Source organism: Leifsonia stereocauli (assembly GCF_038432415.1).
In the GTDB taxonomy this organism is placed as follows: Bacteria; Actinomycetota; Actinomycetes; order Actinomycetales; family Microbacteriaceae; genus Orlajensenia; species Orlajensenia stereocauli.
Map to the genome: position 1 here is coordinate 1 of NZ_JBCAUN010000003.1, position 22518 is coordinate 22518.

The 22518-nt window shown below is 69.6% G+C and carries 24 protein-coding genes and 1 rRNA gene; 16 read left to right on the plus strand and 9 right to left on the minus strand.

Translation table 11 applies throughout. The features are described from left to right. The 4 genes from rrf to AADV74_RS14200 form a co-directional block, all read left to right on the plus strand. Positions 1-96, plus strand: a 5S ribosomal RNA gene (rrf, locus tag AADV74_RS14185); the annotation flags it as partial. A 131-nt stretch (positions 97-227) separates the two neighbouring features. Then, positions 228-2153: a primosomal protein gene (locus tag AADV74_RS14190; RefSeq protein WP_342115224.1), complete on the plus strand. Its 1926-nt coding sequence runs from the start codon at positions 228-230 to the stop codon at positions 2151-2153. Then, positions 2134-3150: an HAD-IIA family hydrolase gene (locus AADV74_RS14195; protein WP_342115226.1), complete on the plus strand. Its 1017-nt coding sequence runs from the start codon at positions 2134-2136 to the stop codon at positions 3148-3150. The genes AADV74_RS14190 and AADV74_RS14195 overlap by 20 nt, the downstream gene beginning before the upstream one ends. Before the next feature lie 120 nt (positions 3151-3270). Next, positions 3271-4554 (plus strand): mechanosensitive ion channel family protein, encoded by a 1284-nt coding sequence (locus AADV74_RS14200; RefSeq protein WP_342115228.1) that lies wholly within the window; start codon positions 3271-3273, stop codon positions 4552-4554. 24 nt (positions 4555-4578) lie between these two features. Here AADV74_RS14200 and AADV74_RS14205 read toward each other — a convergent pair whose 3' ends face one another. Beyond that, entirely contained in the window at positions 4579-6180 is a 1602-nt protein-coding gene (locus tag AADV74_RS14205) for an AMP-binding protein (RefSeq protein ID WP_342115230.1), read from the minus strand. A gap of 281 nt (positions 6181-6461) precedes the next feature. On the opposite strand from AADV74_RS14205, the gene AADV74_RS14210 reads away from it, so the two are divergent. Next, positions 6462-7298 (plus strand): hypothetical protein, encoded by an 837-nt coding sequence (locus AADV74_RS14210; protein ID WP_342115231.1) that lies wholly within the window; start codon positions 6462-6464, stop codon positions 7296-7298. 39 nt (positions 7299-7337) lie between these two features. On the opposite strand, the gene AADV74_RS14215 is transcribed toward AADV74_RS14210, so the two are convergent. The 5 genes from AADV74_RS14215 to purS form a co-directional block, all read right to left on the minus strand. Beyond that, entirely contained in the window at positions 7338-7670 is a 333-nt protein-coding gene (locus AADV74_RS14215) for an SHOCT domain-containing protein (RefSeq protein ID WP_342115233.1), read from the minus strand. Positions 7671-7689: 19 nt separating this feature from the next. Further along, positions 7690-8118 carry a DUF6325 family protein gene (locus tag AADV74_RS14220; RefSeq protein ID WP_342115235.1) on the minus strand — a complete coding sequence of 143 codons (429 nt, stop codon included), beginning with the start codon at positions 8116-8118 and terminating at the stop codon, positions 7690-7692. A gap of 98 nt (positions 8119-8216) precedes the next feature. Continuing rightward, the gene (locus AADV74_RS14225) at positions 8217-8747 is read right to left on the minus strand and encodes a DUF3817 domain-containing protein (RefSeq protein ID WP_342115238.1); all 531 of its coding nucleotides are present in this window, start codon (positions 8745-8747) and stop codon (positions 8217-8219) included. A 2-nt stretch (positions 8748-8749) separates the two neighbouring features. Then, the gene (purQ, locus tag AADV74_RS14230) at positions 8750-9454 is read right to left on the minus strand and encodes a phosphoribosylformylglycinamidine synthase subunit PurQ (protein WP_342115240.1); all 705 of its coding nucleotides are present in this window, start codon (positions 9452-9454) and stop codon (positions 8750-8752) included. After that, positions 9454-9711, minus strand: coding sequence for a phosphoribosylformylglycinamidine synthase subunit PurS (gene purS / locus AADV74_RS14235; RefSeq protein ID WP_342115242.1), 258 nt, complete (start codon positions 9709-9711; stop codon positions 9454-9456). Before purS ends, purQ begins: the two co-directional genes overlap by 1 nt. A gap of 150 nt (positions 9712-9861) precedes the next feature. Between purS and AADV74_RS14240 the strand changes: the two genes are divergently transcribed. From AADV74_RS14240 to AADV74_RS14290, 11 genes are all read left to right on the plus strand, one after another. After that, positions 9862-10266: a DUF6325 family protein gene (locus AADV74_RS14240; RefSeq protein ID WP_342115244.1), complete on the plus strand. Its 405-nt coding sequence runs from the start codon at positions 9862-9864 to the stop codon at positions 10264-10266. A gap of 52 nt (positions 10267-10318) precedes the next feature. Beyond that, a complete protein-coding gene (locus AADV74_RS14245) occupies positions 10319-10666 on the plus strand; it encodes an SHOCT domain-containing protein (RefSeq protein WP_342115246.1) in 348 nt (115 codons plus the stop codon). Next, complete coding sequence (locus tag AADV74_RS14250) at positions 10667-11422, plus strand: IclR family transcriptional regulator (protein ID WP_342115249.1); 756 nt, start codon at positions 10667-10669, stop codon at positions 11420-11422. It begins immediately after the preceding gene. A gap of 105 nt (positions 11423-11527) precedes the next feature. After that, positions 11528-12706 (plus strand): 4-hydroxybenzoate 3-monooxygenase, encoded by a 1179-nt coding sequence (locus tag AADV74_RS14255; protein WP_342115251.1) that lies wholly within the window; start codon positions 11528-11530, stop codon positions 12704-12706. 13 nt (positions 12707-12719) lie between these two features. Beyond that, entirely contained in the window at positions 12720-13511 is a 792-nt protein-coding gene (gene pcaH / locus AADV74_RS14260) for a protocatechuate 3,4-dioxygenase subunit beta (RefSeq protein ID WP_342115253.1), read from the plus strand. Beyond that, positions 13504-14088 (plus strand): protocatechuate 3,4-dioxygenase subunit alpha, encoded by a 585-nt coding sequence (pcaG, locus tag AADV74_RS14265; protein ID WP_342115256.1) that lies wholly within the window; start codon positions 13504-13506, stop codon positions 14086-14088. Before pcaH ends, pcaG begins: the two co-directional genes overlap by 8 nt. Continuing rightward, positions 14081-15253: a lyase family protein gene (locus AADV74_RS14270; protein ID WP_342115258.1), complete on the plus strand. Its 1173-nt coding sequence runs from the start codon at positions 14081-14083 to the stop codon at positions 15251-15253. The genes pcaG and AADV74_RS14270 overlap by 8 nt, the downstream gene beginning before the upstream one ends. Continuing rightward, complete coding sequence (gene pcaDC, locus AADV74_RS14275; RefSeq protein WP_342115260.1) at positions 15250-16440, plus strand: bifunctional 3-oxoadipate enol-lactonase/4-carboxymuconolactone decarboxylase PcaDC; 1191 nt, start codon at positions 15250-15252, stop codon at positions 16438-16440. The genes AADV74_RS14270 and pcaDC overlap by 4 nt, the downstream gene beginning before the upstream one ends. Next, positions 16433-17233: a CoA transferase subunit A gene (locus AADV74_RS14280; protein ID WP_342115262.1), complete on the plus strand. Its 801-nt coding sequence runs from the start codon at positions 16433-16435 to the stop codon at positions 17231-17233. The genes pcaDC and AADV74_RS14280 overlap by 8 nt, the downstream gene beginning before the upstream one ends. Next, on the plus strand, positions 17233-17886 hold the full coding sequence (locus tag AADV74_RS14285; protein ID WP_342115264.1) for a CoA transferase subunit B: 654 nt from the start codon (positions 17233-17235) through the stop codon (positions 17884-17886). Before AADV74_RS14280 ends, AADV74_RS14285 begins: the two co-directional genes overlap by 1 nt. Beyond that, positions 17883-19097 (plus strand): acetyl-CoA C-acetyltransferase, encoded by a 1215-nt coding sequence (locus tag AADV74_RS14290; protein ID WP_342115266.1) that lies wholly within the window; start codon positions 17883-17885, stop codon positions 19095-19097. Before AADV74_RS14285 ends, AADV74_RS14290 begins: the two co-directional genes overlap by 4 nt. A 49-nt stretch (positions 19098-19146) precedes the next feature. On the opposite strand, the gene AADV74_RS14295 is transcribed toward AADV74_RS14290, so the two are convergent. From AADV74_RS14295 to AADV74_RS14305, 3 genes are read right to left on the minus strand one after another with little or no spacing between them, the layout of a single operon-like run. Further along, entirely contained in the window at positions 19147-20445 is a 1299-nt protein-coding gene (locus AADV74_RS14295) for a kynureninase (RefSeq protein ID WP_342115268.1), read from the minus strand. Continuing rightward, entirely contained in the window at positions 20442-21479 is a 1038-nt protein-coding gene (locus tag AADV74_RS14300) for an amidohydrolase family protein (RefSeq protein ID WP_342115270.1), read from the minus strand. The genes AADV74_RS14295 and AADV74_RS14300 overlap by 4 nt, the downstream gene beginning before the upstream one ends. 19 nt (positions 21480-21498) lie before the next feature. Continuing rightward, positions 21499-22383 carry a tryptophan 2,3-dioxygenase gene (locus tag AADV74_RS14305; protein ID WP_342115272.1) on the minus strand — a complete coding sequence of 295 codons (885 nt, stop codon included), beginning with the start codon at positions 22381-22383 and terminating at the stop codon, positions 21499-21501. Positions 22384-22518 lie beyond the last annotated feature (135 nt).

A 22518-nucleotide genomic window follows, 5' to 3' on the forward strand; every position in this document is an offset into this window, starting at 1 on the left:
GAAACGCCCGGTCACATTCCGAACCCGGAAGCTAAGACTCTCAGCGCCGATGGTACTGCAGGGGAGACCCTGTGGGAGAGTAGGACACCGCCGGACTTAACTCAACGAAAAGGCCACCCACCACCGGGTGGCCTTTTCGCATTTAACACCAATTCAACAGAGACCCCGCGATAATGGCGAGGGCGGCGCGCCTGTTCGCGCGCCCTGCGCAAGAGAAGGACTTCCTCGTGAGCGACTATCCACCCAGAGACCGTGCGCCGAAGCGCGACGACGATCGGCCGGCACGTTCGGGCAGCTCCGGAGGTTCCCGCGGGGACGGCGACAAGAAGCCCTGGGAGAAGCGCGACGGCGCGCCTCGCAGCGGCGGCGACCGCAAGCCGTACGACTCCGATCGTCCGCAGCGCTCTGGTGCGGCATCCGGAGACCGCAAGCCCTGGGAGAAGCGCGATGGCGCACCCAGCGGTGACCGCAGGCCGTACAACTCCGAGCGGAAGCCGTACGACAACGATCGTCCGCAGCGATCGGGCGCGCCCTCGGGTGAGCGCAAGCCGTGGGAGAAGCGCGAGGGTGCGCCCAGCGCCGACCGGCGCCCGCCGCGCGATGGCGACCGCAAGCCGTACAACTCGGATCGGAAGCCCTACGGTTCCGATCGTCCGCAGCGATCGGGCGCGCCCTCGGGTGAGCGCAAGCCGTGGGAGAAGCGCGAGGGTGCTCCCAGTGGCGACCGCCGTCCTCCCCGCGATGGCGACCGCAAGCCCTACAACTCGGAACGGAAGCCCTACGGCTCTGATCGTCCCCAGCGCAGCGGTGGCGCCTCGGGCGACCGCAAGCCCTGGGAGAGGAACGACGACCGCGGCGGCTCGAAGCCGTGGGAGAAGCGTGACGGAGCACCCAGCGGAGACAGCCGAACCCCCTGGGCCGGTGACCGCAAGCCGCCGCGCGATGGGGACCGCAAGCCGTACAGCTCCGAGAGGAAGCCTTACAGCTCCGACCGTCCGCAGCGTTCCGGCGAGCCCTCCGGCAAGCCGTGGGAGAAGCGCGACGACCGAGGCGGGTCGTCCTCCGGCAAGCCGTGGGAGAAGAAGGACGACCGCGCGCCGAAGAAGCTCTGGACCCGCGACGGTGCTCCGGCCCGGGGCGACCGCGGTGCCTTCGAGGCCGAGGTCGAGCTGACCGAGGAGGAGAGGCGCGCCGAAGAGCTGCGCATGATCCGCCCGCGTCACGACGACCCGTGGGTGCCCGACGGCGTCGAGCCCGATGAGCTCGACCGCGTCGCCCGCAACGAGCTGAAGACCCTCACCAAGGAGAACGCGGAGTGGGTGGCCAAGCACCTGGTGATGGCCGTCCGTCTCATCGAGGACGACCCCGAGCTCGCCCACCAGCACGTGATCTCGGCGTCGCGTCGCGCCGGCCGCATCGCGGTGGTGCGCGAGACCCTCGCGATCACCGCCTACGCCGTGGGCGACTACGCCCTCGCGCTCCGCGAGCTGCGTACCTTCCGTCGCATCTCGGGCAAGAACGACCAGCTGCCGCTGATGGTCGACAGCGAGCGTGGAGTCGGTCGCCCGGACCGCGCCCTCGAGCTCGGCCGATCCGTCGACCGCTCGACCCTCGCCTCAGACGTGCAGGTCGCCCTGGCCATCGCCATGTCGGGTGCGCGTCTCGACCTCGGCCAGACCGACGAGGCCCTGGCCGAGCTCGAGATCACGCAGCTCGACCCGAACAAGGCCTTCTCCTACAGCCCCGGCCTGTTCGCGGCCTACGCCGACGTGCTGGAGGACCTCGGCCGCAACGAGGACTCGGCTGCCTGGCGCGAGCGCTCGGAGCGTGCCGCTGCAGCGATCACTGCCCGCGACGGTGGCGACGACGACTACGTCGAGGTGCTCGAGGAGGATCTCGAGTTCGATGACGTGGAGGAGGACGTCGACGGGGAGTACGCCGAGGACCGCGCGGCCGATGCCGCGATCGAGGCTGACGCCGAAGCCGAGGAGGAGGGCGAGGAGCTCGAGGCCGAGCTCGACGCCGACTTCGAGGAGGCCCTCGAGGCCGACGAGCCTGTCACCGACGACCCCGACGCCGACGAGCCTGTCGCCGACGAGGCGGACGCGATCGAGCCCGACGCCAGCGTGACCGATGCCGAGACGGAGAAGTAGCGGCGTGACACCTCTCGATGGTGTCGACGTCGTTCTCGCCGATCTCGACGGAGTCGTCTACGCCGGTCCGCGGGCCATTCCGTTCGCTGTCGAGGCCCTCAACGCGGCATCCGCGCATGCCCGCATCGGCTACATCACCAACAACGCCTCGCGCACCGATGCCTCGGTGGCGACCCATCTCTCGGAGCTCGGCCTGAGTGTCGCGCCGAGCGATGTGGTGACGTCGCCGCAGGCAGCAGTGCGCCTGCTCGCCGGGCTCGTGCCCGCGGCATCCGTGATCCTCGTGATCGGCGGAGACGGTCTGGTGACCGAGGTCGAGAAGGCCGGCTTCACGGTGACGCGCTCGGCCGAGGACTCCCCCGCCGCCGTCATCCAGGGCTTCGCGCCCGAGCTGGGCTGGAAGCAGCTCGCCGAAGCGTCGTTCGCCTTGGCGGACTCCGGCGACGGCGGCATCCCGTGGGTGGCGACGAACACCGACTGGACGATCCCGCAGGAGCGCGGCATCGCACCGGGCAACGGCACGCTCGTGTCTGCTGTGCACACGGCGGTGGGGCGACTGCCGGTCGTGGCCGGCAAGCCCGAGGTGGCGATCTTCGACGAGGCTCGGCTGCGTTTCGAGGCGAGCGCCCCGCTGTTCATCGGGGACCGGCTCGACACCGACATCCTCGGGGCGAACCGGGCGGGCATGCCGTCGGCGCTCGTGCTCACCGGCATCGACAAGGCCAAGCAGGTGCTGGCCGCGGTTCCCGACCAGCGGCCGACGTTCATCCTCGATGACCTGAGGCAGCTGAGCCAGCCCTACCCGGAAGTCCAGGTGACGGATGCCGGAGCCAAGGTGACGGTGGGGAAGGCCGTCGTGCGGCTGAGGGGCGAGAACGTGGAGATCGTGAAGCGCGGCGACGCTCCGATAGACCTGCTGCGAGCGGCGTGCGCTCTCATCTGGGGGACCGGCAAGCCGATCTACGCGCTGCGGGTGCCCGAGGAGCTGTACAGCTAGGCTGCGCTTCGCCCGCGGACTTCGTCCGGGCCTCAGCGAGCGGAGTGGCGCGGACTCCGTCCGGCCCTCCGCGGGCGTACGAGTCCGTAGGCTGGATGCTTCGACCGATGGGAGGCATCCGTGCTCGACGGATTCGAATGGCACTCGTGGCTGGGCTTCGGCGTGGCCGTCGTGATCGCGGCGATCGCCGCACTGGTGATCACGGCGATCGCCCGACAGATCGCCCGCGCTGTCGGCCGACACAAGGAATGGCCGCGCATCCTGCTGAAGCGCGCGCGCTGGCCGTTCCGCCTGTTGCTCTTCATCACCGGTCTCTGGATCGTGGTGGTCGCCACCCTCGATGAGAGCGAGGTGCGCGCAGCCTTCGAGCACCTGCTCCTCATCGCCATGATCGTGGTCGGCTCGTGGTTCGTCTGCGAACTCGCGCTGTTCGGCATGGATCTCAGCACCGCCCGCTACCGGATCGACGTCGCCGACAACAAGGTCGCCCGTCGGGTGCGCACGCAGATTGCCATCCTTCGCCGCCTGGTCGTCGTGGTGGCCGTGGTCGTCGCCATCGGCGGAGTGCTGCTGAGCTTCCCCGAGGTGCGTCTCGTGGGAGCGAGTCTGCTCGCGTCGGCCGGCCTGCTGAGCGTCGTGGCCGGTCTTGCTGCGCAGTCGACCCTCGCGAACCTGTTCGCCGGCATCCAGCTCGCCTTCAGTGAGGCGATCCGCGTCGACGATGTGGTGGTCGTCGAGGGCGAGTGGGGCAAGATCGGCGAGATCACGCTGAGCTACGTCGTGGTCAATCTCTGGGACGAGCGCAATCTCGTGCTGCCGTGCACCTACTTCACCACGCAGCCGTTCCAGAACTGGACTCGCGAGGGCAGCGCCCTGCTCGGCTCGGTGGAGCTCGACCTGGACTGGCGCATCGCTCCCTCCCTCATGCGCGAGCAGCTCGCTGCGTCGCTCGAGCGCACAGAGCTCTGGGACCAGCGTGCCTCGGTGCTGCAGGTGACCGACGCCGTCGGCGGCTTCGTGCGCGTGCGCATCCTCGTGACGGCGGCCGACGCCCCCACTCTCTTCGACCTGCGCTGCTACGTGCGCGAGGAAATGGTGGCGTGGGTGCAGACGCAGCACCCGACGTCGATCCCGCACCAGCGGGTGCTCGTCGATCCCGCCGCTGTCGACGCGACACCGGATGCCGCATCCGCTCGCCCCGAGAAGAAGTCGTCGCGCAGGCACGAGCCGGAGCCCGAGCCATTCGTCGACGTGCCGTCTCCGCACACGGGCGAACAGTCGAACCTGTTCTCAGGCTCCCCAGAGGCTGAGGAACGCGCCAGCATGTTCACCTCGGCCATCCCGATCCAGACCGGAGCGAGCGACCAGGAGGTCGAGGAGACCCTCGACCGCGACGGCGCCTGAGCGCTCGTCGCGGTCGGCCGGTCGTCAGTCCTCCGAGGGGCGGGCGCGCAGGTCCTTGCGCAGGATCTTGCCGGCGCTCGACTTCGGGATGACGTCGATGAACTCCACCCGGCGCACCTTCTCGTAGGGCGCGACGTGGGCCGCGACATGCTCCATGACACCGGCCTCGTCGAGGTCGGCATCGGGCTGGAGCACGACGAAGGCCTTCGGGATCTCCTGGCCGTCGTCGTCGAGCACGCCGATGACAGCGGCGTCGGCGATGGCGGGGTGCCCGAGCAGCACGGCCTCGAGAACTGCCGGCGCCACCTGGTAGCCCTTGTACTTGATGAGCTCCTTCAGCCGGTCGACGATGTAGTACACGCCGTCGGCAGTCACGGTGGCGATGTCGCCCGTGTGCAGCCAGCCGTCGCCGTCGAGGGTTCGGCCCGTTGCGTCGTCGTTGTTGAGGTAGCCGAGCATGACCTGCGGTCCGCGCACGAGGAGCTCGCCGGACGGGCTCTGGCCGTCGGCCGGCACGTCGACATCGGCGCCGCTCTCGACGTCGACGATGCGAGCCTCGGTGTTGGGCAGCAGGATGCCGATGCTCGAGCGGTCGATCTCGTGGTGCTCGACCGGGATGGAATGCGACACCGGGCTGAGCTCCGTCATGCCGTAACCCTGGCAGACGATGCAGTCGAGGCGCTGGGCGACGAGGTTGGCGAGCGAGCCGTCGAGGGGAGCCGCCCCCGAGAACACGACCTCGACGCTCGAGAGGTCGAACTGGTCGACCAGCGGATGCTTCGCCAGTGCCACGGCGATGGGCGGGGCGATGAAGATCCAGGTGACCTTGGTCTCGGAGACCACGCGCAGGAACTCGGGCAGGTCGAACTTGGGCATCGTGACGAGGGTGGCGCGCTCGCGGAGGGCGAAGTTGAGCAGCACGGTCATGCCGTAGATGTGGAAGAACGGCAGCACGGCGAGCACCCGGTCGCCGGCGCCGAGGCCCCTGTCGCCGAGGCCGATGGAGCCGCTGGACTGCGCGATGTTCGCGATGAGGTTGCGATGGCTGAGCATGACGCCCTTGGGGTGCCCGGTGGTGCCTGAGGAGTAGGGCAGCACCGCGACGTGCGTGGCCGGGTCGAAGCTCACCGCTGGGGCCTGCTTCCCCTCGCCGAGCAGGTCGCGCAACGACGGGTGGCCCTCGGCGCCGTCGAGGACGATCAGGTGGTCGGCCGGGATTCCGCTCGCCTCGGCAGCGGCCTCGGCCTGGGGGAGCATGGGCGAGATGGTGAAGAGCCACTGGGCTCCGGCATCCGTCAGCTGGTTCGTGATCTCGCCCGGGGTGTAGAGAGAGTTGATCGTGGTGGCCGTGGCCCCAGCGCGCAGCACGCCGTGGAAGACAGTGGCGAACGCGGGGATGTTGGGGCAGAGGATGCCGACGACGTCACCGACGCCGACCCCGCGGGCGGCGAGGGCCCCGGCGAGCAGGGAGATCTGCCCGACCAGCTGGCGATAGGTGGTCTCGGCTCCGGAGGTGCCGTCGACGAGGGCGATCTCGTCGAGGTCGGCGGCCTCGAGCCCACCGAACAGGTACTCGAAGATGGACGTGTCGGGAATCTCGACGGGCGGGTGGGGGCTCAGTGCCATGGGGTCTCCAGTGATCGACGTTGATCGGGAACTCGCGTGCACTCATCTTAGACACGGATGAACTCCAGACCGACCGTTCGGAATCCTGCTTCCTGCGCACCGGTGGAGGTTCTTCGGGCTCTCTGCGTCCTCCTCGGACTCGCGCAGGTCGGGTCGCCGCGGACGCCCTGACCGCGCGGCGGCATACTGGGCAGATGGCAGCAGTCGATGAGACGGGTGCTCCGGAAGGTGCGCAGCCCAATTCCCAGCCAGGGCCTCGGCCGACTCAAGCGCGCGGTCGCATGCGAACCCGTGTCGAGGCGATCGCGGCGCAGTCGGTGGTCGGTCGCCTCGGCCTGCGCACGGCGGAGGCACTCGTGCAGGTCGAGCTCTTCGACCGCTCGATGACCCTCGCGGCGCAGGCGTTCACCTCCGTCGTTCCGATCATCATCGCCGCAGCGGCCCTTCAAGGCGGCGACGCGCAGCCCGTCGGGCAGAATCTCGCCACGCACCTCGGGCTGAGCCACTCGGCGAAGTCGGTGCTCGAGTCGGCCGTTCCGCCGGCGTCTGACGTGTTCAGCGCGCTCGGCTGGTTCGGCATCCTCGTGCTCATCGTCTCGGCCACAGCGCTGTCGCGCGCCCTGGAGCGCTTCTACATCAGGGTGTGGTCGGCGAGGAAGGCCGGACTTCGCTTCGCCTGGCGCTGGCTCGCGGCCGTCGCGGCCGTGGTGATCGGAGTGCTCCTGGTGCAATTCACCCGCTCGGTCATCGAACCGCGGAGCGGGTTCGGGGCGTTCGGCTTCGTGCTCGAGGTGGTCATCTGGGCAGCGGTCTGGCTCATCACTCCGTGGGTCGTGCTGAATCGCACGGTCTCGTTCCGGATGCTGTTACCCGGCGCAGTGCTCGCCGGCATCGCGCTGGCGATCATGGGCCTGGTGGGACGCGTCTACCTGCCGATCGCCCTGTCGGCGGCGGCCGCGCAGTTCGGCGTGCTCGGCATCACCTTCAGCTACATCGGCTGGCTGTTCGTGCTCATGTTCGTGCTGGTCGCGGCCACGACGATCGGGCAGGTTCTCGTCACAGACGACGGAGCGACCGGTCGCATCCTCCGAGGGGAGAAGCGGCCGATCGCTCCCTGATCAGTCCGTGCCGACCCCGTCGGCGCCGGATGCCGCGGATCAGATTCCGAGCAGCTTGGCCTTCGCCGCCGAGAACTCGGCGTCGCTGATGACGCCTGCGGTCTTGAGGGTCGCGAGCTTCTCGATCTGCGCCGTCAGGTCGTCGGCCGCAGGAGCCGGAGCTGCCGCAGGAGCTGCCGCGTACTGGGGCTGCTGAGCTTCGTACTCGGCCTGCTGTTGCTGCTGCTGGTAGGCGTCGGCATCCGCAGCCTGCTGGGCCCGCCCGGCCTGGCGTCGCTGCACGTTGCCGGACACGGCGGTGGCTGTTCCCGCGACGACCGCGGTGCGAGCCGCCATGCCGATCAGTCCGGGGCGTCCCATTCTTCCTCGCATGCCAGATCTCCTTCGTTGTTCAGTCGATTTCGGGAACGGTCGCGAGGATCTCGTCGACAACGGGGCCGGGAATGCGCACGCTGTCGAGCAGCACTCCGCCGTTGGCGAATATGGTGTCGCGGAGAGGCTTCAGCCAGGTGTGCTCGAAGACCAGGATGGCAGCAGAGGTGCCCGGTTCGAGTCCGGAGACGAGTTCCTCGACGTCCTGGTCGGACACCAGTCCGTCAACGCGGTCGAGCAGGTCGGCCAGCGCCGCTGCATCCTCGTCTCCGCCGGACTCGGCGAGCTCGGCGAGAGTCACCGATCCGTCCAGGTCCTTCTGGGCGACCAGGCCGTCGACGATGGTGACGACTCCCGACTCGACCAGCTTGCTCAGTTCGGGGAGGATCTTCCCCGTGAGTGGTTCTGTGAAGCCGATGACCACGATCTCGACAGGTCCTGATGCCATGAGGATGCCCTTTCGTTGATACTCATGGTCAGCGTATTGAGGGGCGATGGGGAACACAAGGATCGCTTCTCGAAGCGAGGAGGCGCGGTGCCCGTGACTCAGTCGCGGCCGCCGGGAGGACCGATCAGGAGCAGGGTGACGAAGACGACGGCGACGCCTACGACGGCCAGAGCCGCCAGAAGCCCCGGGTGCGCGAGGCCCCAGCGGAGAAGGCGGTTCACGACGGTGCCGTCCGACGGGTGGCCGTCGGCCTGCGTACGCCAGGGACCATCGAGGCGACCGGTCCGATCCGCCCACAGGTCGAACGGGATGGTGGCGTACGGCACGACGGCGCTGGCGATGCCCGTGGCCGCGACACCGAGTGACCAGCGCTGGTTGACGGCCACGAGCACGACGCTCGCGGCGTAGACGATGAACACGAAGCCGTGCAGTCCACCGCCGAGGCTGACGCCCCATTCACCGGCGTCGAAGACGTACTTCTGCAGCATTCCGGCGATCAGCAGCGTCCACGTGATCGCCTCGGCCACTGCGACGACACGGAAGTAACGCTGCGGAGTCGCCGCGAAGCCGCGACCTGCCGCCGGCGCAGGCATCGAGACCGGGCCTGGTGAGCCCGCTGCATCCGTCATTCTCAGACTGAGGCCAGAGTGCGCTGGATGACGCTGGTGAAGAAGGCGAGCCCGTCGACTCCGGAGCGCATGGCGACGTCGGTGTCGGGTCCGAAGCCGGGCTCGACGGCGTGCTCGGGGTGCGGCATGAGGCCGACCACGTTGCCGCGCTCGTTGGAGATTCCGGCGATGTCGCGGAGTGATCCGTTGGGGTTGACGTCGACGTAGCGGAAGACCACACGGCCCTCGCCCTCGAGCCGGTCGAGCGTCTCGTCGGAGGCGATGAAGCCGCCCTCGCCGTTCTTCAGCGGGATGGTGATGTTCTCGCCGGTCTCGAAGTCGCGCGTCCACGAGGTGTCGGTGTTCTCGACGCGCAGCACCTGGTCGCGACAGATGAAGGAGCCGTGGTCGTTGCGGATGAGACCGCCCTCGAGCAGGTGCGCCTCGGTGAGCATCTGGAAGCCGTTGCAGATGCCGAGCACGGGCATGCCGGAATTCGCGGCGGCGACGACCTCGGTCATGATCGGCGACAGGCTCGCGATGGCGCCGCAGCGCAGGTAGTCGCCATAGCTGAACCCGCCGGGCAGGATGAGGGCGTCGACGCCCTCGAGATCGTGGGAACCGTGCCACAGGGCGACGGGCTCGGCTCCGGCGATGCGCACGGCGCGCTGGGCGTCGCGGTCGTCGAGGGAGCCCGGGAAGGTGATCACTCCGACGCGGGTGGCCATCAGATTGCAGCCTCGACCACGTGGATGCCGACGACGTCCTCGATGACCGAGTTCGAGAGGATCTCCTCGGCCACGGTGCGAACTTCGGCGAGGATCGCGTCGTCGACGGGGCCGTCGACCACGATCTCGAAACGCTTGCCGATGCGCACAGACGCGAAGGTGCTGGTGCCGAGGCGGGCGAGGGCGCCGGCGACGGCCTTCCCCTGCGGGTCGAGCAGTTCGGCCTTGGGCATGGTCTCGACGATGATCGTGGTCACCTGAGGCTCCGTCCGGGAGTAGAGAGGGGGATGGCACCAATTCTATCGGGTGGCTCCGCGAGGTCGGCGCCGCGCTGCCCGTGCCGGGGGTGACGGTGGCGTCGTCGTCCGAGTAGCGTTGCCGTGGGCGGGATGAAGGAGGAGTCACGGATGCCGATCGGACCAGTAGAGGTGCTCGTGCTGACCTTCCCCGAGGGCGGCGGCCTGCGGGCCATCGCCGAAGAACTCGAGAAGCTCGTCGATGGCGGCAAGATCGCCGTGATCGACGCCATCGTCGTGACGCGTGATGCCGAGGGCCTCATCTCGGCCCGTGACATCGAGCAGGACGAGGTGCCGGGCTTCGAGAGCTTCGCTCCAGACCCGCGCGACCTCCTCAGCGACTCGGATGCCGAGATCGTCGGAGAGGCGCTCGAACCCGGAACCGTGGCGCTGGTGCTCGCCGTCGAGCACCGCTGGGCGTTCCGGCTCTACGAGGTGCTGCGCGAGCAGGGCGGCGAGGTGGCCCTGCACGTGCAGATCGACCATGAGGACGCCGTCGCGGCGCTCGTGGACTGATCCGATTCCCAGAATCGACTGTTAGACAGATCCCGGAACGAGGGGAACCACCATGCTCATCGGACGACGCTTCGGGCGACCCGGACTCATCGGCACCGTCGCGCGCACAGCAGTCATCACCGGCACGGCTGCCATGACGGCGGGGGCGATCGCGCATCACCAGCAGCAGAAGTACGCCACCCAGCAGGATGCCGACGCGTACGAGCGGGAGCAGGGGACCGATCAGTACGGCTCGGCGACGCAGGCAGCGGCGCCTGCTGCCGAGCCCGCCCGGCCTCCGGCATCCGGTGCCACAGACCCCCTCATCGACAAGATCAACCAGCTGGCTGCTCTCCACGCGAGCGGAGTGCTCACCGACACTGAGTTCAGCGAGGCGAAGGCCAAGCTGCTCGCCGGCTGAGTGGGCGACTTGGGAGGCGCGGGTCGATCCGTCGCCGACAAGCTGTTCTCCATCGCCGATGCCTTCCAGAGCGGTGACGAGCTGACTCTCACGGAGGTCGCCCAGCGAGCGCGCCTTCCGATCTCGACGACGCACCGCCTGTTGGCGGAGTGGGTCGAGTGGGGAGGCTTGATGCGTGGCGACGATGGGCGCTACAGGGTGGGGATCAAGCTCTGGCGCCTCGGGACCCGCCAGCCGACGGCGGGACGACTCCGTGATCTCGCTCGCCCCTATCTCGACGATTTGCTCGACGCGACCCGAGAGCACGTGCACCTGGCCGTTCGCGACGACCTGGGAGCCGTGTACCTCGAGCGCCTGTCGGGACGCGACGCGGTCCCCGTCATCTCGGATGTGGGGACGCGCCTGCCGCTGCACGCCACGGGCGTTGGGCTCGTGCTGCTCGCGTTCTCGCCGCCCGAGGTCTTCGACGCCGTTCTCGCAGCCGGCCCGCGGCGCTACCTCCCCAACACCCTGACGTCGGACGGGCCGCTGCGCGCCCGCCTCGCCGAGATCCGCCTCACAGGCCTCGACACCTCGGTCGAGGAACTCACGAGCGGGGCGTTCTCGGTCGCCGCACCCGTGCGCGACGCGACGGGGACCGTGGTCGCGGCCGTGTCGATCGTCGCGCGGGTCGAGCGGAGGGCTGAGCCGCAGTTCGCGCTCGGTGTGCGGATGGCGGCCCGTGGCGTCTCCGCCGCGCTCGGGTGGCGGCCCTAGCCCCGGATCATCGATTCAGTTTCCACTGAGTGGAAACGTCAACGCTGTACGTGCCCGATGGCGCGACAGTGGGAGCACCTTCCCATCGATGCGAGAGGCTCTTCAGTGCAGACGAGCGTGGCCATCATCGGCGCCGGCCCGGCCGGGCTCCTTCTCGGGCACATCCTCGGGCAGGCGGGCATACCGTTCGTCATCCTCGAGCGGAGCTCCCGCGAGCACGTTCTGAGCCGCATCCGAGCCGGAGTGCTCGAGCAGGGCTCCGTCGACGTCGTCGCCTCTCTGGGGCTCGACGCGAACCTGCGCGAGCGCGGACTCGAGCACGGAGGCATCCATCTGCAGTACGAGGGCAAGCGTCGGCACGTCGACTTCCGTGAGCTCGTGGGACGCACCGTCACCGTCTACGGTCAACAGGCACTCGTGACGGACCTGCTCGCTGAGCACGAGCGCCTCGGCTCTGCCATCGTCTTCGACGCCTCCGACGTCTCTCCCCGCGGCATCGACGGCGCGGATCCCGTGGTCGGGTACTCGAAGGACGGGATCCGCCACGAGCTGCACTCCGACTTCGTCGTCGGCGCTGACGGCTATCACGGCATCTGCCGGCCGAGTTTCCCGTCCGGCTCGCTTGAGACGTATGAACGCTCGTACCCCTTCGCCTGGCTCGGCATCCTCGCCGACGTGGCCCCGTCGACCGACGACCTCATCTACGCGCTGCATCCCGACGGCTTCGCCATGCACTCGATGCGATCGCGGCGGGTGTCGAGGCTCTACCTGCAGGTGAACCCGGGCGCATCGATCGACGACTGGAGCGACGAACGCATCTGGGACGGCCTGCAGACCCGGCTCGGAGTCGACGGCTGGACCCTGGAGCAGGGACCGATCACCGAGAAGTCGATCACGCCGATGCGCAGCTTCGTCACGTCGACCCTCGCGAGCGGGCGGCTGTTCCTGGTGGGAGACGCCGGGCACATCGTGCCGCCGACCGGTGCCAAGGGTCTCAACTCGGCCATCGCCGACGTGGCCCTGCTCGGTCGGGCGCTTCTCGAGCAGCGGGCGGGTGACGATGCCCCGTTGGCGAGCTACAGCGACCGAGCGCTGGCCAGGCAGTGGCAGGTGCAGCACTTCTCGCAATGGATGACGGAGATGCTGCACGTTCACCACGAGGTTCCGGATGCCGCGGCCCGCGCCTTTCGGTACCGCAGCCAGGTCGGTCAGCTGGAGTACGTGACCGGGTCGCAGCACGCGATGGCGAGTCTCGCCGAGCAGTACGCCGGCCTTCCCTTCTGAGAGCGAGGACATCATGACGATTCCAGCGGAGCAGCTGACCCAGGAGATGGTCTCAGCGGAGATCGAGCAGATCCACGCCGAGCACGGGGAGTGGGCGCGGGCGACCGGCCGCCCGCTTCCGGTGCATCCTCCGCGCGACTTCCTGCCGTACCGCAGCACGGCCCTGCGGCATCCGACCCACGAACTCGTCCGAGCCGACCCGGAGGAGATCGAGCTGGCGTCGCCGGTCTTCGGGCACACCGATGTGGCGGCGGAGGAGAGTGTCCTCACCATCCAGCACACCGGCGAACCGCTCGGCGAGCGCATCATCGTGACCGGGCGTGTGCTCGACGGGGACGGCCGGCCCGTGCGCAACCAGCTCGTGGAGATCTGGCAGGCGAACGCCTCGGGCCGGTACGTGCACAAGCGCGATCAGCATCCGGCGCCGCTCGACCCGAACTTCACCGGGGTGGGCCGCATCATCACCGGCGATGACGGAAGCTACCGTCTCACCACGATCAAGCCGGGCGCCTACCCGTGGAAGAACCACCGCAACGCGTGGCGGCCGGCACACATCCACTTCTCCTTCTTCGGCTCCGCCTTCACTCAGCGGCTCATCACCCAGATGTACTTTCCGGGCGACCCGCTGTTCGGCCTCGACCCGATCTACCAGTCGATCGTCGACCCGGCAGCCCGCGAGCGACTCATCGCCCGGTACGACCACGAGGTGAGCGAGCCGGAATGGGCGCTCGGCTACCGCTGGGACGTCGTGCTGACCGGCCCGAAGTCCACCTGGATGGAGCCGGAGGACGCCGACCATGCCTGAGCTCCCCGAGTCCGAGTTCCTGCAGACGCCCTCTCAGACCATCGGTCCGTTCTTCGGCTACGCATTGCCGTTGGGTGGCGGCGAGAGGGTGGCAGCTCCGTGGCATCCGGCCGCCATCCGCCTGCACGGAACCGTGTTCGACGGCGCCGGGCACCCCATCCCCGACGCCATCGTCGAGATCTGGCACGCGGATGCCGCCGGCCGTGTGATCTCCGAACTCGGCAGCCTCGCCCGTGACGGCCACACCGTGACCGGATTCGGACGCACACCCGTCGATCGTCGCGGACACTACGACTTCTCCACCATCAAGCCCGGGGCGACCCGGGCGGGTGCCGCGCCGTACATTCTCGTCACGATCTTCGCCCGTGGACTCACGCACCACCTGTTCACCAGGGCGTACTTCGGCGACGAGGTGGACCGCAACGACTCGGACGCCTTCCTCGGTGGCGTCGATCCGTCGCGTCGATCGACGTTGATCGCGACATTCGACGCTCCGCACAGCTACCGTTTCGATATACGGCTGCAGGGCGACGACGAAACCGTCTTCCTCGATTTCGATGCGGAGAGCCATGACTGAGGAGCGCGACCCGGGCTGGACCGACTGGGGACTGCTCGAGCCCCTGGCGGCGTCAGCCGGCGCCACCAGCGACGACGCCGTGCTGGAGGCCATGATCGACGTGGAGCGTGCGCTGCTCCGGGCCGGCGGAGACCTGTCGGTCCGCGACGCCGACACCGTGGCGGATGCGTTCCGCCCCGAGGCTGTCGACCGAGCCGCCCTGCTCGAGGGCCTCCGCACCGGTGGCGTTCCCGTCATCCCGCTCGTGTCGCAGCTGCGCGCCATGGCCGAGGCCGTCGTACCGGGCTCGAGTTCGTCAGTGCACGCAGGCGCGACCAGCCAGGACGTGCTCGACAGTGCGCTCGTGCTCGTGGCGAGCCGGACCATCCGTGTCGCCCGCGAACGCCTGCTCGACACCGGCGCCGCACTGGTGGCGCTCGCCACGAACGAGGTGCAGACCATCGCGATCGCCCGTACCCTCGGCCAGCACGCCGCCCAGAGCACTGTCGGCGTGGTCGCGGCCGGATGGCTCGACGGCGTGACGTCTGCCATCGAAGAGGTCGACTCGCTCAGCTTCCCCGTGCAGCTGGGCGGCGCCGTCGGCACAGGCGAGAACTTGGGTCCCGACGTGCGCGCCGTCATCGCCGCCGACCTGGGGCTCGACGACCCGGGCAGGTCGTGGCACACCGAGCGCAGCCCGATCCTCCGCATCGCGGCATCCGTCGCCGTCATCGCCGCCGTGCTCGGCAGGATCGGCCGGGACGTGGGATTCCTCGCCCGCACCGAGATCGGCGAGGTGGTGCTGGGGGCGACCGGCGGCTCATCCGCCATGCCGCACAAGCGCAATCCCGTCGACGCGGTGCTGTTGACGGCGAACGGACTGCGCGCCCCCGGGCTGCTCGCGACGGTGCACACAGCCGCCGTCTCGCAGGACGCCCGACCGGTCGGCGAGTGGCATGCCGAGTGGGCGGCGTTCCGCACGCTTCTGCGCATCGCGCTCGAGAGTGCCGATGCCGCGGCCTCGATGCTCTCCGACATCAGCATCGACCACGCCGCGGTACAGAAGTCGCGCGCCATCAGCCCAGGACTGCAGCACGACGAGGCCGCGACGATCGCTGCTTCGCAGCGCGTCGTCGGCGTGGCCGTCCGGCGCTTCCGCTCCCTCTCGACGAAGGATCCCCGATGACCATCCCCCGCCTGCTCGGGTCGATCACGCCCGCAGCGGACACCGCGACGTCTAGCGGCCTGCTCGTCCTCCTCCCATCACTCGGGACCACAACCGCCGTCTGGGACGGCGTCGTCGCCGAGGTCGCGCACGCGCTGCCCACCCTGCGCATCCTGCGCATCGACCTGCCGGGGCATGGCGCCAGCCCGGCGGCCGGCTCCCCGTTCACCATCGCCGAGCTCGCCGAGGCGACGCTGCGCCTGGTCGACGAGGCCGGCGGCGGACGTTTCCATGTGGCCGGCCTCTCCTTGGGCGGAGCCGTCGCACTCGAACTCGCGGCGTCGCATCCGGAGCGGCTTCTGACGATGGCGTCGTTCTGCAGCGGATCGCGCATCGGCGACCCTGCAGGCTGGGCCGAGCGGGCCGCGCAGGTGCGGGCGTCGGGCACAGCGTCGGTGGTGACCGGGAGTGCGGCACGCTGGTACGCGCCCGGCCATCTCGAGTCGGACCCGAGCGGCCCCGGCGCCCGAGGCCTCGGTACCCTCATCGATGTCGACGACGAGTCGTACGCCCTCTGCACGGATGCTCTCGCCAACTTCGACCGCACGCCCTCGCTTCCCGAGATCGTGGTGCCCGCCCTCGTCGTGAGCGGGGAATACGATCTCGTCACGACGACCGAATCGATGCACGCCTTCGCCGATGCACTGCCATCCGCGTACTTCGCCGAGATCGCCGGCGCAGCGCACCTCGCGCCCCTCGAGAAGCCCGTGGCGTCAGCAGCCCTGCTGCTGGAGCTGATCGAACAGCACACCCCGACCGACGTGCGCGCCTCAGGCATGGCGGTGCGACGCTCGGTGCTGGGCGACGCCCACGTCGATGCAGCGACTGCCGCCGTCACCGCGGAGACCGCTCCGTTCCAGGACTTCATCACGCGCTACGCGTGGGGGGAGATCTGGGCCCGCCCTGAGCTCTCGCGCCGGGAACGCAGCATCGCGACGCTCGCCTCTCTGGTGACCGGCGGCCATGATGCCGAGATCCGCATGCACGTGCGCGCGGCCATCCGCAACGGTCTCAGCCGCGCTGAGATCGCCGAGGTCATCCTGCACACGGCGCTCTACGCCGGTCTTCCGGCCGCGAACGCGGCCAGCACCGTCATGCGCGAGGTCTTCGCCGAATCGACCACCCCGGGAGAGCCGACCCATGGATAAGACCGTCGCCAGCGCCGCCCAGGCCGTCGCCGACATCCCGGCCGGCGCGTCGCTCGCCGTCGGCGGCTTCGGGCTCTCCGGTGTGCCGATCGTGCTGATCCGGGCGCTTCTCGCGAGCGGGGTGGATCGCCTCGAGGTGGTCTCCAACAACTGCGGAGTCGACGGCTGGGGCCTCGGCGAGCTGCTCGGCGCCGGCCGCATCCGTCGGGTGATCGCGTCGTACATCGGCGAGAACAAGGAGTTCGCGCGGCAGTACCTCGGCGGCGAGGTCGAGGTCGAACTGACTCCACAGGGAACCCTCGCCGAACGACTGCGAGCTGGCGGTGTCGGTATCCCGGCGTTCTACACGGCGACCGGGGCTGGCACGGCAGTCTCGGACGGCGGGATGCCGCTCCGTTACGCCGCCGACGGATCCGTGGCGCTCACCAGCCTGCCCAAGGAGCTGCGGCCGTTCGACGTCTTCGGCAGCGCGCGGGAGTACGTGCTCGAGCAGGCCATCCGCACCGACTACGGCCTCGTGCGGGCGGCCGTCGGCGATCGGCACGGCAACCTGCGCTTCGAGAAGTCGACCCGCAACTTCAACCCGCTGGCAGGAATGGCCGGGCGCATCACCATCGCCGAGGTGGACGAACTCGTGGAGCCGGGAGTTCTCGCCCCGGACGATGTGCACCTGCCGGGAATCTACGTGGACAGGGTCGTGCAGCTCACGCCGGAGCAGGCGACGGAGCTTCCGATCGAGAAGACGACAGTCAGGCCCAGGCCGGGCACGACCGAGGAAGAGGACGCCGACTGATGCCGCGCACCCGCGACGAGATGGCCGCCCGCGCGGCCGAGGAACTCGAGGACGGCAGCTACGTCAACCTCGGTATCGGGCTGCCGACCCTGATACCGAACCACCTGCCGCACGGCACCCAGGTCGTACTGCATTCCGAGAACGGCATATTGGGGGTCGGGCCCTATCCATGGGAGGGCGAAGAGGACCCGAAGCTCATCAACGCGGGCAAGGAGACGGTCACGGTGCTTCCCGGGGCAAGCTACTTCGACTCCGCCGTATCCTTCGGAATGATCCGCGGCGGACGCATCGCGACGGCCGTGCTCGGGGCCATGCAGGTCTCGGCGGGCGGAGACATCGCCAACTGGGCCGTGCCGGGCAGGATGGTCAAGGGCATGGGCGGTGCGATGGACCTCGTCAACGGCGCCGAAAGGGTGATCGTCGTCATGGAGCATGTCGCCAAGGACGGCACGGCAAAACTGGTACCCGAATGCACCCTGCCTCTCACCGGGCGCGCGTGCGTCGATCGCATCATCACCGATCTCGCCATCATCGACGTCACGGCCGACGGCCTCGTGCTCCGCGAACTCGCCGACGGCGTGAGCCTCGAGCAGGTCGTCGCCGCGACCGGCGCCCCCCTCTCGATCGACCCGGCCCTGGACGGAGCATCATGACCGAACTGCGCGATGTCGTCATCTGCTCTCCCCTGCGCACACCCGTCGGGCGGATGGGCGGATCCCTCGCTGCGGTCTCGGCACTGGAGCTCGCGACGACGGTGCTGCGTGCCGTGATCCAGCGCAGCGGCATCGACCCTGCCGCCGTCGACGGCGTCATCGCGGCGCAGGGCTACCCGACCATGGAGGCGCCGGCCTTCGGGCGGGTTGCGGCCCTCGACGCCGGGCTGCCGGTGACGGCGACCGGCTATCAGCTCGACCGTCGGTGCGGAAGCGGACTGCAGGCCGTGCTCAACGCTGCCATGGAGGTGCAGACCGGCATCAGCGACGTGGTCGTGGCCCTGGGCGCCGAGTCGATGAGCAATGCGCCGTTCTACACGGTGGAGGGCAGGCGCGGCCTGCCGCCGGGCGGCCTGCTCCTGCACGATGCGCTCGCACGCGGCCGGGAGACCGTCGGTGGGCGCGACCATCCGACCCCCGATGGCAACGTGGGCACGGCCGAGACGCTGCGCGCCGAGTACGGGATCAGCCGCGAGGCGCAGGATGCGCTCGCCCTCCGTTCGCACCAGCGCGCCGTCACAGCCCAGGACTCGGGTGCGTTCGACGCCGAGCTGGTCGCGGTCGAGGTGCCCGGGCGCCGCGGCCCCATGCGCGTCGATCGCGACGAGCATCCGCGGGCCGACACATCGCTCGAAGCCCTCGCGTCGCTCCGCGCCATCCTGTCGAGGTCGGATGCGACGGCCACGGTGACCGCGGGGAACTCGAGCGGGCAGAACGACGCAGCGGCAGCGGCCATCGTCACCACGCCGAGCCGGGCGTCGGAGCTCGGCCTCGTACCCATGCTGCGGCTGCGATCGTGGGCGGTCACGGGCAACGAGCCGGAGCGATTCGGGGTCGCACCAGTCGCGGCGTCGAACCTCGCGCTTCAGCGGGCAGGTCTGGTCTTCGACGACCTCGACCTGATCGAGCTCAACGAGGCCTTCGCCGTGCAGGTCCTGGCCTGCCTGGCCGACTGGGGTGTCGACCCGGAGGACCCGCGTCTCAACCCGCGCGGGAGCGGGATCTCGATCGGGCATCCGATCGGCGCCACCGGCCTGCGCATGCTCGCGACCCTCGCGAACGAGTTGCCTGCGCTCGACGGTTCGCTCGCACTGGAGACCATGTGCATCGGCGGCGGCCAAGGCCTCGCCGCGGTGTTCGAGCGCGTCTGACCGATCGCGGTCGGGTCGTCTACGCGGCTGGTCGGGCGCTGCCCGGCGTCTACGCCAGCCCGGCCTGCTCTCGGAGCACTCCGCGCAGGGTCTCCCGCACGGCGGCCAGGCCGGCGTGGGTCTCCTGGTAGCTGGTCGAGAGCGGCGACAGGCCGATGCGGAGGCCGCCCGGATCGCGGTAGTCGGGAATGACGTCCTGCTGCCAGAGCAGGGCCGTCACCTCGCGCATGGCCGGGTGCGACAGCGTCACGTGGCCGCCGCGACGCTCGGCATCGCGCGGCGAGGCCACGGTCACCCCGAGCGGTGCCAGCCAGTCGTCGGCGAGGGTGATCGCGAACTCGGTGAGCGCGACCGACTTGGCGCGAACGGCGTCCATGCCGGCATCCGCGATCATGGCGATGGTGTCCTGCATGGCGAGCATGCCGACGATCGCCGGGGTCCCGCTGATGAAGCGCCTGATACCCGGGGCCGGAACGTACTCCGGACCCATCTGGAAGGCATCAGCCGACCCGAGCCAGCCGCGGATGGGCTGCGCGAGCACGTCCTGCAGGTCGGCGCGCACGTAGCCGAAGGCAGGGGAGCCGGGCCCGCCGTTGAGGTACTTGTAGGTGCAGCCGACGGCGAGGTCGACACCCCAGGCGTCGAGCTCGGTGGGGACCGAGCCTGCCGAGTGGCAGAGGTCCCACAGCACGAGGGCGCCGGCATCGTGCGAGATGCGCGTGATGGCAGGCACGTCGGCCAGGAAGCCGGAGCGATAGGCCACGTGGCTGAGCACCACCAGTGCGGTCTGCGGACCGACGACAGCAGCGACCTGCTCGGGCGTGACGCCGGCCTCGGTGTCGGCGACGATCCAGCGGATGCTCATGCCCCGCTCTCCGGCGATGCCGTCGAGCACGTAGCGGTCGGTCGGGAAGTTGTCGGTGTCGACGACGATCTCGGTGCGCGCCGGGTCGCGTGAGAGCTGCGCGTCGACCGCGGCACGGGCCAGCTTGTAGAGCGTCACTGTCGTGGAGTCGCCGATGTACGTCTGACCGGATGCCGCTCCCAGAGCAGCGCTGCCCAGGGCGTCGCCGATCGCGAACGGCAGGTCGAGCCACTCCTCGTCCCAGCCGCGGATGAGCCGGCCGCCCCACGCCTGGGTCACGAAGCGCTGCAGCCTCTCGCCCGTGGTGATGGTGGGCCGCCCGAGGGAGTTGCCGTCGAGGTAGGCGACGACGGCCTCGGGTGCTGCGCCGTCGGCGGCATCCGTCACCCCGACGAATCGCTTGCGCAGGTGCGCGAGGCCGTCGGAGCGGTCCATGCGTCGAGCGAAGGACAGGTGCGGATCGGGGGTGGTCGCTGCGGTCATGCCAGGGTCTCCTCGAGGTAGTCGATGGTGGTGCCGCGGGCTGTCGACAGCCAGGCCGGAACGTCTCCGGCGCGGGTCGGCGGGAGACCCGGCACCCAGGCGAAGCGGGGGCCGACGGCGTCGGGCGTCCACGATCCGGCGATCGACTCGACGACGGCGTCGCGGTCGAGCGCGGCGTCGGCGATGGCCGTCAGCTCGCGGGAATTGACGCCGATCGGGAGCGGTCCGTTGCCGAGATCGGTGCCGTAGCGCACGCGACCCCCGGCGGCTGCGAATCGGCGCAGGTTGTCCTGGGCGATGACGAAGGCCCGCGTGGGGGCGCCCCAGCCGTGGATGTCGAGGGTGGAGATCATGGCGGTGCCGGCGCGCGACATGCGTGCGATCAGCTCGGTGTCGAGCTGCTCGCTGAACGGGGTGTGCGCGAAGGCGTTCACTCCGGCGTCGAGGGCGCGCCGGGCCATGCCGACGCCCTCCGCGTGGGCGGCCACGGGAACGCCGTGAGCCCGCGCGGAGAGCACGATGGCCGTGAGCAGTTCGTCGCTCGGCACGGGGCCGGCGACGGAGTTGAGGGTGACCTTGATGACGGATGCCCCCAGCGCGACCTGCGCCCGTACGGCCTCGTCGGCGTCGTCGGGGTCGGCGAGCTCGACCGTCGCGCCCGTAGGCGCCCAGCCGCTCACGGCCGGGTAGCCCCCGGTGCAGGTGAGGAGCCCGCCCGCGATGCGCACCTCGGGCAGCGTGGATCCGGGATAGCGGCTGTCGGTGTGCCAGCCGGCTGCGACATCCGGGATCCATCCGAGATCGACGACGCTCGTGATGCCGGCTGGCAGCAGGCGCTCGGCGTCGACGAGGCCGAGGTGCACGTGGTGGTCGGTGAGGCGGGGGAACAGAGTGCCCGGCAGTTGGAGGTCTGCGGTGGCTGCTGCATCCGTCGACGGATGCAGCATGCCGTCGCGGACGGTGAACAGGGTGCGTCCGTGCCACCCGGCCGCCCAGTACTCCTCGACGCCGAGGAGCAGGCCCTCCTCGATCATGTGGTGGGCTCCGGCTCGATCATGCCGTCGGCTCTGGCGGCTCCACCGGTGGCTGGCCGATGCGCGTGCGCACGGCGTAGAGCTCGGGGAAGAAGGTGAGCTCGAGCGCCTTCTGCAGGAAGGCGGCGCCCGTCGATCCGCCGGTGCCCGTCTTCATGCCGATCGTGCGCTGCACCGTCTTCAGGTGCCTGAACCGCCAGAGCTGGAAGTTCTCCTCGAGATCGACGAACTCCTCGCAGGCCTCATAGGCCGACCAGTTGTCATGGGCGCCCTCATAGATGTCGCGGATGACACCGACGAGCGACTCGTCGAAGACCCAGGCCTCGGTGACGTCGCGGTCGAGGATGTGCTGGGGAACGGCATGCCCGGTGCGAGCGAGGTAGCGCAGGAACTCGTCGTAGATGCTCGGCGCCTCGAGCAGTTCGCTGAGCAGGGCGTGAGCCGTGGCATCGGACTCGAACACGCTCAGCATGCGACGGTTCTTGTTGCCGAGCACGAACTCCACGGCGCGGTACTGGTACGACTGGAAGCCGCTCGAGTTGCCGAGGAAGCCGCGGAACTCCGCGTACTCGGTGGGAGTCAGGGTGGCCAGCACGGACCACTGCTCGGTGAGCGTGCGCTGGATGTGCTTGACCCTGGCGACGCGCTTGAGGGCCTGCGGCAGCTCATCGGCGCGCAGGAGGTCGCGGGCGCTGGCGAGCTCGTGCAGCATGAGCTTCAGCCAGAGCTCGGTGGTCTGGTGCTGGATGATGAACAGCAGCTCGTCGTGGTGCTCGGGCGCGCTCACGGGGTTCTGGGCACTCAGCAGGGTCTCGAGGTCGAGATAGCCGCCGTAGCTCATCCGCTCCCGGAAGTCGGTGACGATGCCCGCGTCGAATTCCCGCGTGTTCTTCTCGATCGCCAACGGATGCCTCCAAGTGAGTGGGCTCCCAGCCTATGCTGACGGGCCGGCCGCCGGCCCCCGCTTTCCCGCTCGTCGAGGCCCGCGCGCAGCGCGCGGCCGAAGCGCCACTGGCGTCGCCGTCCAGGACATAGGTTG

Excerpts from the sequence above, each read along its gene's own strand:
- AADV74_RS14195 (WP_342115226.1), top strand. The coding sequence starts at position 2,134 with ATGCCGAGACGGAGAAGTAGCGGCGTGACACCTCTCGATGGTGTCGAC.
- AADV74_RS14205 (WP_342115230.1), bottom strand. The coding sequence starts at position 6,180 with ATGGCACTGAGCCCCCACCCGCCCGTCGAGATTCCCGACACGTCCATC.
- AADV74_RS14210 (WP_342115231.1), top strand. The coding sequence starts at position 6,462 with ATGCGAACCCGTGTCGAGGCGATCGCGGCGCAGTCGGTGGTCGGTCGC.
- AADV74_RS14215 (WP_342115233.1), bottom strand. The coding sequence starts at position 7,670 with ATGCGAGGAAGAATGGGACGCCCCGGACTGATCGGCATGGCGGCTCGC.
- AADV74_RS14220 (WP_342115235.1), bottom strand. The coding sequence starts at position 8,118 with ATGGCATCAGGACCTGTCGAGATCGTGGTCATCGGCTTCACAGAACCA.
- AADV74_RS14225 (WP_342115238.1), bottom strand. The coding sequence starts at position 8,747 with ATGACGGATGCAGCGGGCTCACCAGGCCCGGTCTCGATGCCTGCGCCG.
- purQ (WP_342115240.1), bottom strand. The coding sequence starts at position 9,454 with ATGGCCACCCGCGTCGGAGTGATCACCTTCCCGGGCTCCCTCGACGAC.
- AADV74_RS14240 (WP_342115244.1), top strand. The coding sequence starts at position 9,862 with ATGCCGATCGGACCAGTAGAGGTGCTCGTGCTGACCTTCCCCGAGGGC.
- AADV74_RS14245 (WP_342115246.1), top strand. The coding sequence starts at position 10,319 with ATGCTCATCGGACGACGCTTCGGGCGACCCGGACTCATCGGCACCGTC.
- pcaH (WP_342115253.1), top strand. The coding sequence starts at position 12,720 with ATGACGATTCCAGCGGAGCAGCTGACCCAGGAGATGGTCTCAGCGGAG.
- pcaG (WP_342115256.1), top strand. The coding sequence starts at position 13,504 with ATGCCTGAGCTCCCCGAGTCCGAGTTCCTGCAGACGCCCTCTCAGACC.
- AADV74_RS14270 (WP_342115258.1), top strand. The coding sequence starts at position 14,081 with ATGACTGAGGAGCGCGACCCGGGCTGGACCGACTGGGGACTGCTCGAG.
- pcaDC (WP_342115260.1), top strand. The coding sequence starts at position 15,250 with ATGACCATCCCCCGCCTGCTCGGGTCGATCACGCCCGCAGCGGACACC.
- AADV74_RS14280 (WP_342115262.1), top strand. The coding sequence starts at position 16,433 with ATGGATAAGACCGTCGCCAGCGCCGCCCAGGCCGTCGCCGACATCCCG.
- AADV74_RS14285 (WP_342115264.1), top strand. The coding sequence starts at position 17,233 with ATGCCGCGCACCCGCGACGAGATGGCCGCCCGCGCGGCCGAGGAACTC.
- AADV74_RS14290 (WP_342115266.1), top strand. The coding sequence starts at position 17,883 with ATGACCGAACTGCGCGATGTCGTCATCTGCTCTCCCCTGCGCACACCC.
- AADV74_RS14295 (WP_342115268.1), bottom strand. The coding sequence starts at position 20,445 with ATGACCGCAGCGACCACCCCCGATCCGCACCTGTCCTTCGCTCGACGC.
- AADV74_RS14300 (WP_342115270.1), bottom strand. The coding sequence starts at position 21,479 with ATGATCGAGGAGGGCCTGCTCCTCGGCGTCGAGGAGTACTGGGCGGCC.